The 15,241-nt window shown below is 44.7% G+C and carries 15 protein-coding genes; 9 read left to right on the forward strand and 6 right to left on the reverse strand.

Translation table 11 applies throughout. The annotated features are described in order from the left end of the window. Positions 1-60: 60 nt before the first annotated feature. Positions 61-2,388: a YhgE/Pip family protein gene (locus ACY3LV_RS15260; RefSeq protein WP_464864095.1), complete on the forward strand. Its 2,328-nt coding sequence runs from the start codon at positions 61-63 to the stop codon at positions 2,386-2,388. A 43-nt stretch (positions 2,389-2,431) separates the two neighbouring features. Here the strand turns inward: ACY3LV_RS15260 and fabHB are convergent, their stop codons facing one another. Beyond that, complete coding sequence (gene fabHB / locus ACY3LV_RS15265; RefSeq protein WP_464864096.1) at positions 2,432-3,409, reverse strand: beta-ketoacyl-ACP synthase III FabHB; 978 nt, start codon at positions 3,407-3,409, stop codon at positions 2,432-2,434. Positions 3,410-3,538: 129 nt separating this feature from the next. Between fabHB and ACY3LV_RS15270 the strand changes: the two genes are divergently transcribed. Further along, positions 3,539-4,315, forward strand: coding sequence for a YhfC family intramembrane metalloprotease (locus ACY3LV_RS15270; RefSeq protein WP_148964178.1), 777 nt, complete (start codon positions 3,539-3,541; stop codon positions 4,313-4,315). An 83-nt stretch (positions 4,316-4,398) separates the two neighbouring features. On the opposite strand, the gene ACY3LV_RS15275 is transcribed toward ACY3LV_RS15270, so the two are convergent. Beyond that, positions 4,399-4,584: a hypothetical protein gene (locus ACY3LV_RS15275; protein ID WP_148964179.1), complete on the reverse strand. Its 186-nt coding sequence runs from the start codon at positions 4,582-4,584 to the stop codon at positions 4,399-4,401. A 138-nt stretch (positions 4,585-4,722) separates the two neighbouring features. Here ACY3LV_RS15275 and ACY3LV_RS15280 point away from each other — a divergent pair, with 138 nt between their 5' ends. Continuing rightward, positions 4,723-5,778 (forward strand): M42 family metallopeptidase, encoded by a 1,056-nt coding sequence (locus ACY3LV_RS15280; protein ID WP_148964180.1) that lies wholly within the window; start codon positions 4,723-4,725, stop codon positions 5,776-5,778. Further along, on the forward strand, positions 5,775-6,182 hold the full coding sequence (locus ACY3LV_RS15285) for an ASCH domain-containing protein (protein WP_148964181.1): 408 nt from the start codon (positions 5,775-5,777) through the stop codon (positions 6,180-6,182). The genes ACY3LV_RS15280 and ACY3LV_RS15285 overlap by 4 nt, the downstream gene beginning before the upstream one ends. A gap of 36 nt (positions 6,183-6,218) precedes the next feature. On the opposite strand, the gene gltT is transcribed toward ACY3LV_RS15285, so the two are convergent. Together gltT and yhfH are read right to left on the reverse strand one after the other, a co-directional pair. Then, positions 6,219-7,508 carry a glutamate/proton symporter GltT gene (gene gltT / locus ACY3LV_RS15290; RefSeq protein WP_148964182.1) on the reverse strand — a complete coding sequence of 430 codons (1,290 nt, stop codon included), beginning with the start codon at positions 7,506-7,508 and terminating at the stop codon, positions 6,219-6,221. A 269-nt stretch (positions 7,509-7,777) separates the two neighbouring features. Further along, entirely contained in the window at positions 7,778-7,912 is a 135-nt protein-coding gene (yhfH, locus tag ACY3LV_RS15295; RefSeq protein WP_333561974.1) for a protein YhfH, read from the reverse strand. A 157-nt stretch (positions 7,913-8,069) separates the two neighbouring features. Between yhfH and ACY3LV_RS15300 the strand changes: the two genes are divergently transcribed. The 4 genes from ACY3LV_RS15300 to lcfB all read left to right on the forward strand — a co-directional run bounded on the left by ACY3LV_RS15300 (position 8,070) and on the right by lcfB (position 12,180). Continuing rightward, positions 8,070-8,804: an MBL fold metallo-hydrolase gene (locus tag ACY3LV_RS15300; RefSeq protein WP_464864098.1), complete on the forward strand. Its 735-nt coding sequence runs from the start codon at positions 8,070-8,072 to the stop codon at positions 8,802-8,804. A 12-nt stretch (positions 8,805-8,816) separates the two neighbouring features. Then, positions 8,817-9,812 (forward strand): lipoate--protein ligase LplJ, encoded by a 996-nt coding sequence (gene lplJ / locus ACY3LV_RS15305; protein ID WP_148964185.1) that lies wholly within the window; start codon positions 8,817-8,819, stop codon positions 9,810-9,812. A 64-nt stretch (positions 9,813-9,876) separates the two neighbouring features. Continuing rightward, complete coding sequence (locus ACY3LV_RS15310) at positions 9,877-10,521, forward strand: SDR family oxidoreductase (RefSeq protein WP_333561971.1); 645 nt, start codon at positions 9,877-9,879, stop codon at positions 10,519-10,521. A gap of 117 nt (positions 10,522-10,638) precedes the next feature. After that, the gene (lcfB, locus tag ACY3LV_RS15315; RefSeq protein WP_464864099.1) at positions 10,639-12,180 is read left to right on the forward strand and encodes a long-chain-fatty-acid--CoA ligase LcfB; all 1,542 of its coding nucleotides are present in this window, start codon (positions 10,639-10,641) and stop codon (positions 12,178-12,180) included. A gap of 39 nt (positions 12,181-12,219) precedes the next feature. Here lcfB and ACY3LV_RS15320 read toward each other — a convergent pair whose 3' ends face one another. Then, positions 12,220-12,615, reverse strand: a complete 396-nt coding sequence (locus ACY3LV_RS15320) for a YhfM domain-containing protein (RefSeq protein WP_087991268.1) — start codon at positions 12,613-12,615, stop codon at positions 12,220-12,222. Positions 12,616-12,763: 148 nt separating this feature from the next. Between ACY3LV_RS15320 and ACY3LV_RS15325 the strand changes: the two genes are divergently transcribed. Further along, positions 12,764-14,026 carry a M48 family metallopeptidase gene (locus tag ACY3LV_RS15325; RefSeq protein WP_464864101.1) on the forward strand — a complete coding sequence of 421 codons (1,263 nt, stop codon included), beginning with the start codon at positions 12,764-12,766 and terminating at the stop codon, positions 14,024-14,026. 52 nt (positions 14,027-14,078) lie between these two features. Here the strand turns inward: ACY3LV_RS15325 and aprE are convergent, their stop codons facing one another. Then, on the reverse strand, positions 14,079-15,224 hold the full coding sequence (gene aprE, locus ACY3LV_RS15330) for a subtilisin AprE (protein ID WP_464864103.1): 1,146 nt from the start codon (positions 15,222-15,224) through the stop codon (positions 14,079-14,081). Positions 15,225-15,241 lie beyond the last annotated feature (17 nt).

Below are 15,241 nucleotides of genomic sequence, written 5' to 3' on the forward strand. Positions count from 1 at the left end.
CTTTTTGTAAGAAAATGACCATTTTTCATGATGAGTCAGTTTTAGAATGGAGGCATCAGGATGAACACAATACGAAGTCAGTGGAAAGACATCGTAACGAGTAAAACATTATTAATTCCCATCATTGCCATTTTGTTTGTCCCGCTTATTTACAGCGGCGTGTTCTTAAAGGCTTATTGGGACCCATACGGCACAGTTGACCAGCTCCCTGTCGTTGTCGTCAACAAAGACAAAGGAGCAACCTATGAAGGAGAAAAACTCCAAATCGGTGATGATCTGGTCAAAGAATTAAAGGATAATAACAACTTTGATTGGCATTTTTCCAGTGATCTCGACCAATCGTTAAAGGACTTATTAAATCAAAAATACTATTTGGTTGTCGAGATTCCCGAGGATTTTTCTAAGAATGCCAGCACGGTATTGGACAAAAATCCGAAAAAGCTGGATCTGAAATACCATACAAATGCCGGATCCAACTATGTAGGGGCAACGATCGGTGAAAAAGCGATCGATAAACTGAAAGCCTCTGTTTCTAAAGAAGTGACCGAGCAATATACGAAAGTCATTTTTGATAACTTTAAAGATATCGCCAAGGGTTTGAGCGACGCGAGCACTGGCGCGAAAAAAATTGATGACGGCACGAAGGATGCGAAAAACGGAAGCGCCCAGCTGAAAGAAAATTTGGCGAAGCTGAAGGAAAGCACCGCCACCATCAGTGACAAAACGGCGCAGCTTGCAGATGGAGCGGCACAGGTAACGAGCGGCATCCAATCACTTGACAGCTCGCTTGGAAAATTCCAGGACAGCAGCAATCAGATTTATGATAATTCTAACAAGCTTGCGGCAGGATCAGGCAAGATAACGGGCAAGCTGAATGAACTGAATGCCGGCCTTCAAAAAGTACAGCAGGGCTTGCCTAAAATTACAAACGGGCTGGATCAGCTCAACAGTAAAGCCCAAGAAGGTTCTGAGAAAGCAGCAAAAGCGGAAAAGCTCATCAATGCGCTCGATTTATCGAAGCTTGAAACAGCTGTGAACAACCTGGAAAAATCAGAAACTGCGATGAAGGAATTCCAAAAGCAGCTGACTGACTTTGAAAACAGTTTGAAAAACCGTGATCAGGCATTTAAAAATCTCATCAATTCGAGTGATTTCTTAACAGCGGAGCAAAAAAGCCAGCTGATCAATTCTGTTGAAAAGAAGCTTCCGCAAGTTGATGCGCCTGATTTTGATCAAATGTTAAGCCAGCTTCCTGCTGCTGATCAGCTGCCTGACATTGCAACGATAAAAAGCTCATTGGAAGATGTGAAAGCAGAGGTTGCACAGGTGAAGGCATTACCGGAAGCTACCTCTAAGCTTTATAACGGCGCAAAAGCCACTCAAGATGCGATTGACAAATTAACTGCTGGATCTGAGAAAATATACAATGCGTCACAGCAAGTGACAGATGGCCAAAATAAATTGACAGCCGGTATCGGTGAATATAATAAGCAGTTCGCAAAAGCAAAAGCAGGCTCAGAGCAATTGGTGACAGGAAGCAGCCAAGTATCCGGCGGCTTACTGAAACTGTTAGACGGGTCTAAAAAGGTCCAAAGCGGATCATCAAAACTTGCAGATGGATCTGAATCACTTGATACAGGTTTAGGCAAGCTATTGGACGGCACAGGAGAGCTGTCTAGTAAGCTGAAGGACGCGGCAGATCAAACAGGAGATATCGATGCTGACGATCAAACATACGGCATGTTTGCCGATCCTGTTAAAACGAATGATGACGCCATTCATTCCGTTCCTAACTATGGAACAGGGCTGACACCTTATATCCTGTCAATGGGCTTGTATGTCGGCGGCATCATGCTGACGGTTGTCTTTCCGCTGAAGGAAGCGTCAGGACGTCCGAGAAACGGTTTTGAGTGGTTCTTCAGTAAGTTCAATGTCATGATGCTTGTTGGAATCATTCAATCGCTGATTGTGGCGACGGTTCTTCTTCTGGGAATCGGTCTCGAGGTTGAGAGCACGTGGAGATTTTACGTGTTTACGATCATTACGAGTCTTGCTTTCCTGGCGATGATTCAATTTTTGGCCACAACGATGGGCAATCCGGGACGGTTTATCGCAGTCATTATTTTAGTGCTGCAGCTGGGAGCGAGCGGAGGAACATTCCCGCTGGAATTGCTTCCGAATTTCTATCAAGTCATCCACGGCGCATTGCCGATGACCTACAGCATTAACGGATTCAGAGCGGTCATTTCAAACGGCGATTTTGGCTACATGTGGCAGATGGCCGGCGTCTTAATCGGCATCGCCCTCTTTATGATATTGCTGAGCATTATTTACTTTATGATGCTAAGCCGGAAGGAAGAAACATCGGAAGAACAGCCGGCTTCATAATGAAAAAGAACTTGTTTCCTTGGAAACAAGTTCTTTTTTTTTGTTACATTCCCCATTTAACAAGCAATCCTGTATAGGTTAATCCGCCGCCAAACCCAAACAGCATCACGATTTGATCTTTTCTCAGCTTCCCGGCTTTGACTGCGAGATCAAGTGCCAAAACAATCGAAACAGAAGACGTGTTTCCATAATATTCGACACTGGTGAGCGTTTTTTCAATCGGGAACGGTGTTTTTTCACATATCGATTCGATCATGCGCAAGTTGGCACTGTGAGGGACAAACCAATCGAGCTCGCCGTTTGTCAGCCCTGCCTGTTGCAAAAGGCGTTCAAATTCGCGGGGGACGGTTCTCACTGCCCATTTATACACTTCACGGCCATTTTGAACCATTTTACCGGAATCAGCAAGGGTAACCCCATTTAGTTCATTCCGCAGCCCGGCACGGTACAAAATATCTCCGCTGTTCCCGCTTGTTCCTTGGACAGACGCAAGAAATCCAGGCGTCTCTTCATCTCGTTCAACTAACAGCGCCCCCGCAGCGTCACCGAACAGCACGCATGTCGTTCGATCGGTATAATCCGTAACTTTTGACAATGTCTCTCCGGCGATGACGAGAATTTTTTGATGGAGGCCAGATGTGATCAATCCATTAGCCAAATGAAGGCCGTATGTCAGCCCGGCACACGTCGCATTAATATCCAGAGCGCCTGTGTTTTCCCAGCCGAAATATTCCTGCACGCGGCATGCCGTACTCGGAAAGGCATAATCGGATGTTGTTGTGGCAACAAGGATCATATCGACATCATCAAGTGACCCTCCATAACGGCTCTTGAGATCCTTTATCGCTTCGATGCATAAATCAGAGGTGAACTGCTGTTCATCCGCTATCCGGCGTTCTCTCATTCCTGTGCGCTGAACAATCCATTCATCAGACGTATCAACAATCTTTTCTAAATCAGCATTGGTTAAGCATCTGCTCGGCGCATAGGTGCCGATAGCTGTAATTTTCGCTTTTGACATATGAATCACTCCTTGTGATCAGATTATAACACTAGATATTAGTATCTGGTACTAAAAAAGAGGGTTTTTCGCAAAAAAAGAGAAAATGTGAAATAGAGAATCTATGAAATAGAAAAAGGAGGCTGAAAAATGGTCAGTCAAGGAGCGGTAGTCTTTATGGCGGTATCAGGGGCTATTGCGTTTTTATTGCCAATCGGGCTGATTGTATGGTTTAAGCGTAAGTATGGCGCCTCGCTTAAGGTGTTCTTTATTGGCGCTCTCACGTTTTTTGTCTTTGCCCAGCTGTTGGAGGGCGGCGTTCATGTTTATGTGCTGCAAGTAAATGAAATGACGAAAGAAGCCATGCAGAATCCATTGTGGTATGGCATTTACGGCTGCTTGATGGCCGGGATTTTTGAGGAATGCGGAAGGTATATCATGATGCGGTTTTTTATGAAGCGCCATCATGCTTGGGCGGATGGACTGGCTTTTGGGGCAGGCCATGGCGGGCTTGAGGCTATACTGATAACAGGCTTGTCCTCTATCTCTCTTATTGTATACGCATTTGCGGTCAATAGCGGAACATTTGAACAGCTTTTAATCAATGACGATATCAGACAGGCGCTTCTGCCGATTCAGGAACAGCTGCTGCATACGCCTTCGTATGAATGGCTGCTGGGCGGAATAGAAAGAATCAGTGCCATTGCTGTCCAAATCGGGCTGTCCCTGCTTGTCCTGTATGCGGTTAAAAACCGCCGGCCGCAGTTTTTGCTGTACTCTATCCTTTTACATGCGCTCTTTAATGTACCGGCGGTTTTATACCAAAAAAGAATAATAGAACATGCTGCTGTTGTTGAAATCGTTGTTGCTCTCATAGCGGCCGTATCAGTCTATTGGATTGTAAAAGCAAATAGGCTGTTTCAATAAAAAGTCCAAGCAGCAGTACAGCCCGCTTGGAAAAATGTGAATGGAAATATTCATAAAGCATGGGTCATCAGAATATTTCTGATTCAGTCTTTAGCAATGACAGCAAGAGCATCTGTGTTTTTTACAAGAGAAACAATGGTGTTTCTTTTTCTTCTTCTCGCAAGGGTCATGGCATTCTTTCTTTTTTTTGCAATGGAAATCTTTATCGAACCACTCGTCAAAGAACCAAAACTCATCGAACCAATCGTGACAGTGATGTTTCCGTTCATGTGAATGACGACAGCACATAGATATCCCTCCTCTTCCCATGCTCTCTACAGCATATGAGAGTCTGATAGGAAAAGATTGGACGGGTCCCTCGGGAAAAGAGTATATTTTAAATAGAAAAATAAAAGGAGGAATGTCCTATGACGTCCGTACGTAAAACAATGGAGCTCATTAAAGAACTTGTATCAATCCCAAGCCCGACAGGAAATACATATGAGGTGATCAATTATATTGAAAGCCTTTTAAAAGAATGGAAGGTAGAAACGGTTCGGAACCATAAGGGCGGCTTAATTGCAACGCTCCACGGACGCGACACATCCCGGCATCGCATGCTGACGGCACACGTTGACACGCTCGGCGCTATGGTGAAAGAAATTAAAGCTGACGGCCGGCTGAAAATCGATTTGATCGGCGGCTTCCGTTACAACTCGATTGAAGGGGAATATTGCCAAATTGAAACCGCATCGGGAAAAACGTATACAGGAACCATTTTAATGCATCAAACATCCGTGCACGTATACAAAGACGCGGGAAAAGCTGAGCGGAATCAAGAGAATATGGAGATCCGCCTTGATGAACCTGTTCACTGCCGGAAAGATACGGAAGAGCTTGGCATTGGCGTCGGAGATTTTGTATCGTTTGATCCCCGTGCCGAGATCACATCAAGCGGATTTATTAAATCACGCCACTTGGATGACAAAGCAAGCGTCGCCTTATTGCTGCGCTTAATACATCAAATTCAAACAGAAGAAATTGAACTTCCGTATACAACTCATTTTCTTATTTCAAATAATGAAGAAATCGGATACGGCGGGAACTCGAATATTCCTCCTGAAACAGTCGAATATTTGGCGGTCGACATGGGGGCAATCGGTGACGGGCAGGCGACAGATGAATATACAGTATCCATCTGTGTGAAGGATGCAAGCGGGCCGTATCATTATCAGCTGAGAAAGCATTTAGTCCATTTAGCCGAGAAGCATCATATCGACTATAAGCTTGATATTTATCCATACTATGGGTCGGATGCGTCAGCAGCGATCAAATCCGGGCATGATATTGTTCATGGCCTCGTCGGGCCGGGAATTGACGCTTCGCATGCATTTGAACGCACTCATCAATCATCTCTTCGCCATACAGCCAAGCTTCTGTACTATTATGTACAGTCACCGATGGCAGAGGAGAAAGGCGAATGAACATTTATGAGATGAAAAGCACATTCGGCTGGGAGGGAGATGGCGGCTTAGGAGAACAGCTGATTCAGCAAATCCTCGCCGGAGAAAAAACAGCCACGTGCGCCCCGAAATCTTTATATTCAAAAGATGAATTGAGTGAAGTGTATCAAACGGCGGGGCAGCTTGTTACCGTTTATGATAAGCATGACAATCCGAGATGCAATATAAAAGTGACAGATGTGTTTGAAACGACCTTTGGAGCACCTGATATGAGGTTAGTCAAAGGAGAGGGCAATGGAGATCGAATTGAGAAATTTCAGGAAGACCACCGGATGGCATGGGCGGAACTGATCAAAAACGGTGAATTAGAGCTGAATGAGGATACAGTTTTGATTACAGAGCTGTTTGAGCTTGTTCATGATTAAAAAAGCCTGCGGGGCAAGAACCCCGCAGGCTTTTCATTAACCGGAAATGGTTGCGTTTTGGTCTGCTTTGGCTTGGGACATGACGGCTTCTGCTTTCGCAGGATTAAACATGCCTTCCCATTTAGACATCACAACGGCAGCAAGCGCGTTACCAGTCAGGTTGACAACTGTACGTGCCATGTCCATGATGCGGTCTACGCCGGCAATAAAGGCAAGTCCTTCAGCCGGAACGCCGATCGTGCCAAGTGTCGCAAGCAAGACGACAAAAGAAGTACCAGGCACGGCAGCCATCCCTTTAGATGTGACCATTAGGACGAGCACAAGCGTAATTTGGTGCCAAATCGTCAAATCAATACCGTATACCTGTGCCAAAAACAGCGCGGCAATAGATTGATAGAGAACGGAACCGTCTAAGTTAAACGTATATCCGATTGGAATGACAAATGAAACAATGCCTTTCGGGCAACCGATTTTCTCCATTTTTTCCATGATGCGAGGAAGAACTGTTTCAGAGCTGGACGTACTGAACGCCAGTAAGATTTCGTCCTTCATGTAAGCAAGGAATTTGAAGATGTTGATGCCGGCAATTTTTGCGACAATTCCAAACACGACAATCAAGAAGAAAGCAAGTGCGACATACACCAATCCGACGAGCTTTCCGAGAGAAAGAAGAGAACCGAGTCCAAATTTAGACACAGTCACTCCGATAAGCGCGAAAACACCGAATGGAGCCACTTTCATCACGAGGTTTACAACGTGGAACATGGCATGGGACACACCTTCAAAAAAGGCTAATACAGGCTTGCCTCTTTCACCGATCGCAGAAATACCCAATGCAAATAGCACCGTAAAGCAGATGATGGCAAGAAGATCTCCTTCGACTAAGGATTGGAAGAAGTTTGTCGGTACAATATGTAGGAACGTTTCAGCTACTGTTTTATTACTTTGCTCTTTTTCAGTTTCGACATATTGACTGATGTCTGATTTTTGAGCTTCGTGTATATTAACTCCTGTACCCGGATGGAAGATGTTTGCAAGTGCTAGTCCGAGAATGATGGCAAAAGTCGTAATGATCTCGAAGTACAGAATCGTTCTGAAGCCTAATTTACCGACTTGCTTTCCATTTCCTGCGCCGGCTACACCGATGATTAAGCTGGAGACAACAATAGGAATCACTATCATTTTGATTAAGCGTAAAAAGAGATCCCCGATTGGCTGCAGGTAAGCAGGCAATGCTGGGTTGCCGTACCAAATAACGCCAACAATAACACCTAGAATAAGTCCAACGAATATTTGTGTGGCTAATCCAAACTTTATTCTTTTCATAGATTACCTCCCAAAAAACAAAGTATCAACATATATCATGAATTGACATATATTTAATCTCACTATTAGATCAAATTATAATAGATAAGAAATGAATTCGTCTATAGTAAATTATATTTAGAAAATAAATAATATTGTAAATCAGAATTAAAATCACCATAATTAGCTAAAAACGAGTGATCTTTGACCCAACCTGACTATTATCTCGAAATAAAGTTTTATGAATTAAAAGAAAATCCCGCGCATCACGCGCGGGATTTTCACACTCATTATAAATCGTTAACTTTTATACAGTCATTGCAGGTATTTCCATAACACTCATGTTGCTCTTCTATCTTTTTTCCGCATTCCGCACACTTTTTCGAAGGCAGGTTTCTAAAAAATTCAGTGATTTTCCCAAGCATAACCAATCCCTCTTTCCCCTTTGTAGTGTCTTCATTGTAATATAACAGATTTAAAAAATCAATAACTGTTTTGATACAATGTTTAAAACATGCTTTTTTTAAGAAAAATGGGTATATTGAAGGAGGATCAATTTTCTTGAGAAGATAGGAGGACATTATGAAAGTTACAGTTATCGGATGCTATGGGGGTTTTCCGGCCGCAAATGAAGCGACGTCGGGTTATTTGTTTCAGTCAGGTGATTACTCGTTGCTTATCGATTGCGGCAGTGCCGTATTATCGAAGCTGTTGGGATATGTACCGGCGGAAAAGCTGGATGCGGTCATTCTGTCTCATTATCACCATGACCATATCGCAGACATCGGACCGCTGCAATTTGCCAAGCAGGTCGGTTCATTTCTCGGCAAAGGAGAGCATACGCTCCCGATTTACGGACATGATGCTGATCTAGAACAGTTTCAAAAGCTTACATATAAAACACATACGAAAGGAATTGCCTATCAGCCGGATCAGCCGCTGATTGCCGGTCCGTTTACGATCACCTTTTTAAAAACGATTCACCCGGTGACGTGCTATGCCATGCGGATTACTGATGGCAGCCATACTGTCGTTTATACGGCAGATTCCAGCTATCAGGATTCATTTATTCCGTTTTCGGAAAAAGCCGATTTATTGATCTCAGAATGCAATTTTTATGCCGATCAAGACGGGACAAGCGCAGGCCATATGAACAGCCTGGAAGCCGGGCGAATTGCAAAAGAAGCGAAAGTGGGAGAGCTGCTGCTGACGCATTTGCCTCACTTCGGCGTTCATGACAATCTTCGCAAAGAAGTGAAAACCGTTTTTAACGGCGAAGTCAATATTGCAGCATCAGGTTTTGTGTGGGAAGGATAAAGGAGGAGCACCATGTTATTTATTGACAATCAAAATATCAATGATCCGCGGATCAATCTTGCTATCGAGGAGTATTGTGTAAAGCATTTAGACCCTGAACAGCCATACTTGCTCTTTTATGTGAATCAGCCGTCTATTATCATTGGCAAAAACCAAAATACAATAGAAGAAATCAATACAAAATATGTAGAAGAAAACGGGATTATCGTCGTCCGCCGTTTATCAGGCGGAGGCGCTGTGTATCATGACTTGGGGAATTTGAACTTCAGCTTTATTACAAAGGACGACGGGGACAGCTTTCATAACTTCAAAAAGTTCACTGAGCCGGTGATTCAGGCGTTACATCAGCTCGGGGTTGAAGCGGAATTGAGCGGCCGGAACGACATTATAGCGGGTGGCCGGAAAATATCCGGAAACGCCCAGTTTTCGACTAAAGGACGCATTTTCAGCCATGGCACCCTCATGTTTGATTCTGCCATTGATCATGTTGTGTCAGCATTAAAGGTGAAAAAGGATAAAATTGAATCAAAAGGCATCAAATCAATCAGAAGCCGCGTGGCAAACATCAGTGAGTTTCTTGATGATAAAATGACCACGGAGGAATTCCGCAGCCATTTGCTTCGGCATATTTTCAACACAAATGACATTCAAAACGTGCCGGAGTATAAGCTGACAGAAAAAGATTGGGAGGTTATTCATCAAATTTCGAAAGAGCGCTATCAGAATTGGGATTGGAACTACGGCCGCTCACCGAAATTTAACCTTAATCATTCAAAACGTTATCCGATCGGGTCAATTGATTTACGCTTGGAAGTCAAGAAAGGCAAAATTGAGGATTGCAAAATCTTCGGAGATTTCTTCGGTGTCGGTGATGTATCTGAAATTGAAAACCTGCTGGTCGGAAAACAATATGAACGCAGCGCCATTGCTGATGTGCTGGAAGGTGTGAATCTCAAGCATTACTTTGGGAACATTACGAAAGAGGATTTCCTTGATCTGATTTATTAAGGCGAAACACATTGTTTGAAAGAGCGATTGTGTTTTTGAAATAATGGAGGCAGGAGGGATTCACATGAAAGTGTTGTTAATCGGAGCGAACGGACAAATCGGACAAAGACTCGTTTCCCTATTCCAAGATAACCCTAGCCATTCCGTCAGAGCGATGGTCAGAAAAGAAGAACAGAAAGCGTCTCTCGAAGCTGCCGGTGCAGAAGCTGTGCTTGCGAATCTGGAAGGCAGCCCGGATGAAATCGCCGCCGCGGCAAAAGGCTGCGACGCGATCATTTTCACAGCGGGTTCCGGCGGCAGCACTGGCTATGATAAAACGCTGCTGGTTGATCTGGACGGAGCGGCAAAAGCCATTGAAGCTGCGGATATCGCGGGCATCAAACGGTTTATTATGGTCAGTACCCTGCAAGCCCACAACCGTGAAAACTGGAATGAATCACTTAAACCTTATTATGTGGCCAAGCATTACGCTGATAAAATTCTAGAATCCAGCGGTTTAACTTATACAATTATCCGTCCGGCAGGCCTTCGCAATGAGCCTGGAACGGGAACTGTTTCAGCAGCCGCTGATCTGGAACGGGGATTCATTTCCCGTGATGACGTGGCGAAAACGGTCATTGCTTCTTTAGATGAAACCAATACGGAAAATCGGGCTTTTGATCTGACAGAAGGAGATACACTGATTGCCGAAGCATTAAAGAAACTATAACAGAACTGACACTCGGGGCTTTTTGCTCTTGAGTGTTTTTTTGTGTTTCTCTATAATGAAGAAGAAAGCTTATCTTCAATAATGAATGACTGTTCATTCACTATAAGGGGTGGGAGAATGAATCTCGTTTCGAAATTGGAAGAGACAGCATCTGAGAAGCCCGACAGCATCGCATGCAGGTTTAAGGATCACATGATGACGTATCAGGAGCTGAATGAAAGAATTCAGCGATTTGCGGACGGCCTTCAGGAAGCCGGTATGGAGAAAGGGGACCATCTTGCTTTGCTGCTTGGCAATTCGCCGGATTTTATCATCGCATTTTTTGGTGCGTTAAAGGCTGGGGTCGTGGCCGTGCCTATCAATCCGATGTATACACCGACAGAAATCGGTTATATGCTGACAAATGGCGATGTAAAAGCGATCGTGGGTGTTGATCAGCTTTTGCCGCTTTATGAAAGCATGCATGAATCACTGCCGAAGGTTGAGCTCGTCATTTTATGTAAGACGGGAGATGCCGAGCCCGAAGCTTCAGACCCAGAGGTCAGAATGAAAATGACAACGTTTGCAAAAATAGCGCGCCCGACATCTGCCGCTAAACAAAGCCCAAAGCTTGTCCCTGATGATAACGCGGTTATTTTATATACGTCAGGAACGACCGGAAAACCGAAAGGCGCGATGCTGACCCATCAGAATCTGTACAGCAATGCCAACGATGTCGCCGGCTATTTGGGAATGGATGAGAAGGACAATGTCGTCTGCGCTCTTCCTATGTTTCACGTGTTTTGTTTAACGGTCTGCATGAATGCTCCGCTGATGAGCGGCGCAACTGTCTTAATTGAACCTCAATTCAGTCCGGCATCTGTTTTTAAGCTCGTTAAGCAGCAGCAGGCGACCATTTTTGCAGGTGTTCCTACGATGTATAACTATTTGTTTCAGCATGAGAACAGCAAGAAAGATGATTTTTCTTCCGTCCGGCTGTGCATTTCGGGAGGCGCGGCCATGCCAGTCGCGCTGCTGACGGCGTTTGAAGAAAAATTCGGCGTTACCATTTTGGAAGGCTACGGGCTCTCGGAAGCCTCACCTGTTACATGCTTTAACCCGTTTGACAGAGGCAGAAAACCGGGCTCCATCGGGACAAGTATTTTACATGTCGAAAACAAGGTCGTAGATCCCCTCGGACGCGAGCAGCCCGATCATCAGGTCGGCGAATTGATCGTAAAAGGCCCCAATGTGATGAAGGGCTATTATAAAATGCCGATGGAAACAAAGCATGCGTTAAAAGACGGGTGGCTTTATACGGGGGACTTGGCGAGACGGGATGAGGACGGCTATTTTTACATTGTTGACCGGAAAAAAGACATGATCATTGTAGGAGGATACAACGTGTATCCTCGTGAGGTGGAGGAAGTGCTGTACCGCCACCCGGATGTCAAGGAGGCGGTTATCATCGGCGTGCCGGACGCCCAAAGCGGGGAAGCGGTAAAAGGGTATGTTGTACCGAAACACTCTGGCGTAACAGAAGCAGACATCATGCAGCACTGTGAAAAACATCTGGCAAAATACAAACGGCCTGCCGCCATAACGTTTCTTGACGACATTCCGAAAAACGCGACGGGGAAAATGCTCAGACGGGCGCTGAGAGATATTTTGCCTCAATAATATGAAAAAGCGAAGCGGCGATGCTTCGCTTTTTCATTTTCAATCCTTTGCTTCTTTTTTCACAATGTTCAGCAGCGCCTTTGTGTCGCTTTTATTTAATTTGTAGTACGTGCCGTCCTTCAAATAAACGGCTTGCTGGCTGCCGTCAATCCATAGTCTGAATGAGTCGTACCGGTCTTTATGAAACTTGATTGTCCCTTCGTAATCAGGGGTTGATGTTTTGTCTGTCTTCAGCTGTTTTCCCTGATTCATAATGTCCAGCATATCTTTGACGTTCTGCCTTCTTTCGATCTCGATATCTTCCCCGCCGCTTGAAGACAGCGTGATCAAATCCGCATCTACCGATTGATACACATCGCCTGACCGGCTGTAAAGATAGAAAAATGCAAGAAACACAAGACCGATAACCACGATGGCTGCCACTAATTTTTTCATTTGCATCACTCCAAACATTGTTAGTTTTCCCAGTGATCGGGCTTTCCATGCTTAAAAGGGCGGAAAAGTACGGCGCATAGCTTGGTTCTAAGAATTTGAATTTATGATTACAATAGAAGTAACGGGTTGATGTGAGGAGTGAGGCGTTATGCGCAAGTGGATTGCGGCGGCAGGGCTTGCTTACGTGCTGTACGGGCTGTTTTTTTATTGGTATTTTTTTCTGTCCGGTGATTCCGCAGTACCGGAGGCTGTGAAAGGGACGCAGGCTGACCCGGCTTCTTTCATGAAGCCGTCTGAATTGGCAGTGGCGGAGCAGTATTCAAATGTAAAGAATTTTTTATTTTTTATCGGGATTCCTCTTGATTGGTTTCTGTTCTTTGTATTGCTGGTCAGCGGCGTTTCAAAGAAAATAAAGAAATGGATGGAAGCGGCCGTGCCTTTTCGATTTTTGCAGATCATTGGTTTTGTGTTTGTGCTTACGCTAATCACAACGTTGGTGACGCTGCCTTTAGATTGGATAGGCTATCAAGTATCGCTTGATTACAACATTTCCACACAGACAGCGGCCAGCTGGGCTAAGGATCAGGTTATAGACTTTTGGATCAGCTTTCCGATCTTTACGCTTTGCGTTGTTGTGTTTTATTGGCTGATCAAACGGTATGAAAAAAAATGGTGGTTATACGCTTGGCTGTTAACAGTACCGTTTTCGCTGTTTCTGTTTTTTATTCAGCCTGTCATTATCGATCCTTTATACAATGATTTTTATCCGCTGAAAAACAAAGAGCTTGAAAGCAAGATTTTAGAGCTGGCAGAAGAAGCCGAGATTCCGGCTGATCATGTATATGAAGTGAATATGTCTGAAAAAACAAATGCGCTTAATGCCTATGTCACAGGCATCGGAGCCAACAAACGGATTGTATTGTGGGATACGACGCTGAACAAACTTGACGATTCGGAAATTCTGTTTATTATGGGCCACGAAATGGGCCATTATGTCATGAAGCACGTCTATATCGGATTGGCTGGCTATTTGCTCGTGTCGCTCGCTGGATTTTATGTCATTGATAAGCTTTATAAGCGGACGGTCCGCTTTACCCGCAGTATGTTTCATTTGGAGGGACGGCATGACCTTGCAGCCTTGCCGCTGTTGTTGCTTTTGGTGTCTGTTTTGAGCTTTGCGGTCACGCCTTTTTCTCATGCTGTCTCGCGTTATCAGGAGAATCAGGCTGACCAGTATGGGATCGAGCTGACCGAGAACAGAGAAGCAGCTGTTAAAACGTTTCAGGATTTAGCCGTGACGGGACTGAGCCAGGTTGATCCTCCGGTGCTTGTAAAAATTTTCAGAGGCAGCCACCCTTCGATCATGGAACGGATTCAACACGCGGAAAAAGAAGAGAATGAACCAGAATAGAATCATGACAAATAAAAAGAAGCAGGTATGGAGGACCTGCTTCTTTTTGATATTATTGTGCAGCTGCTTGTACATTGATTAACCCTTTTCCATAATAGAAAGAGTTTCCAAGGTATGTTGTAGTGCTCTCTAAACGGTTACGGACTTGCGTGTTTGTCCAATTAGGGTGTTTAGAAAGAATTAACGCGGCTGCTCCGGCAACGTGAGGAGTCGCCATTGACGTTCCGTTGTAAGCACCGTAAGTGCCTCCAGGAAGTGTGCTTTGGATGGACACGCCAGGAGCCATCACATCAAGCTCAGGACCTACGCTTGAGAATGAACCTCTTTGGTTGCTGCTGTTTACCGCACCTACCGCGATAGTAGAAGGATATTTTGCAGGATAGCCGATTGTGCTTGAGCTGCCGTAAGTGCCTTCATTTCCGGCTGCAGCAGCAACGACGATACCGCTGGAAACGGCTTTATCAACGACTGTTTTCAGCGCTGTAGAACCAGAAGGTCCGCCAAGGCTCATGTTAATCACGTCCATTTTGTTGGAAATGGCCCACTCAATGCCGTTAATAATCCAGCTGTATTGGCCGTTTCCTGTTGAATCAAGAACTTTTACTGCATATAACGATGCGTTTGGCGCTACGCCCAGAACACCGATTGAGTTATTAAGTGCGGCAACCGTACCGGCTACATGCGTGCCGTGTGAACTGCCGTCATGGTATGGGTTTGTTTCAGAAGGTACGAAGCTTGCTCCACCTCTGACGTTTAAGTCAGGATGAGAAGAGTCAATTCCGCTGTCGATAACAGCTACTTTTACGTTAGACCCTGTGTAGCCTTGAGAGTGAAGAGCCGGCGCTTTAATTTGAGAAATGCCGTAAGGAACAGATTGCGCATATTCATGTGCAATATGATCTTCTTCCACATATGCAACGCTCGGATCTTGTTTCAATTCTTTTACTGTTTTTGCATCCAATGTTGCTGCGGCTGCGTTAACATACTTAAACTGCTTTTGGACTTTTCCGCCTTTCTCAGAAATAACATCCTTTTTCTTGGCGGAGCTCATGGCACTCATTGTCTGTTTAAATCCGACAATGTACTTCTTTTCTGTACTGCTTTTTCCGGCGGCCTGCGCAGACATGTTGCTGAACGCCATCGTAAAGATTAACGTTAACGCAAACAACAAGCTGATCCACAATTTTTTGTTTCTCACTCTTTACACTCTCCCTT

This window comes from Bacillus sp. 11C (genome assembly GCF_055486375.1).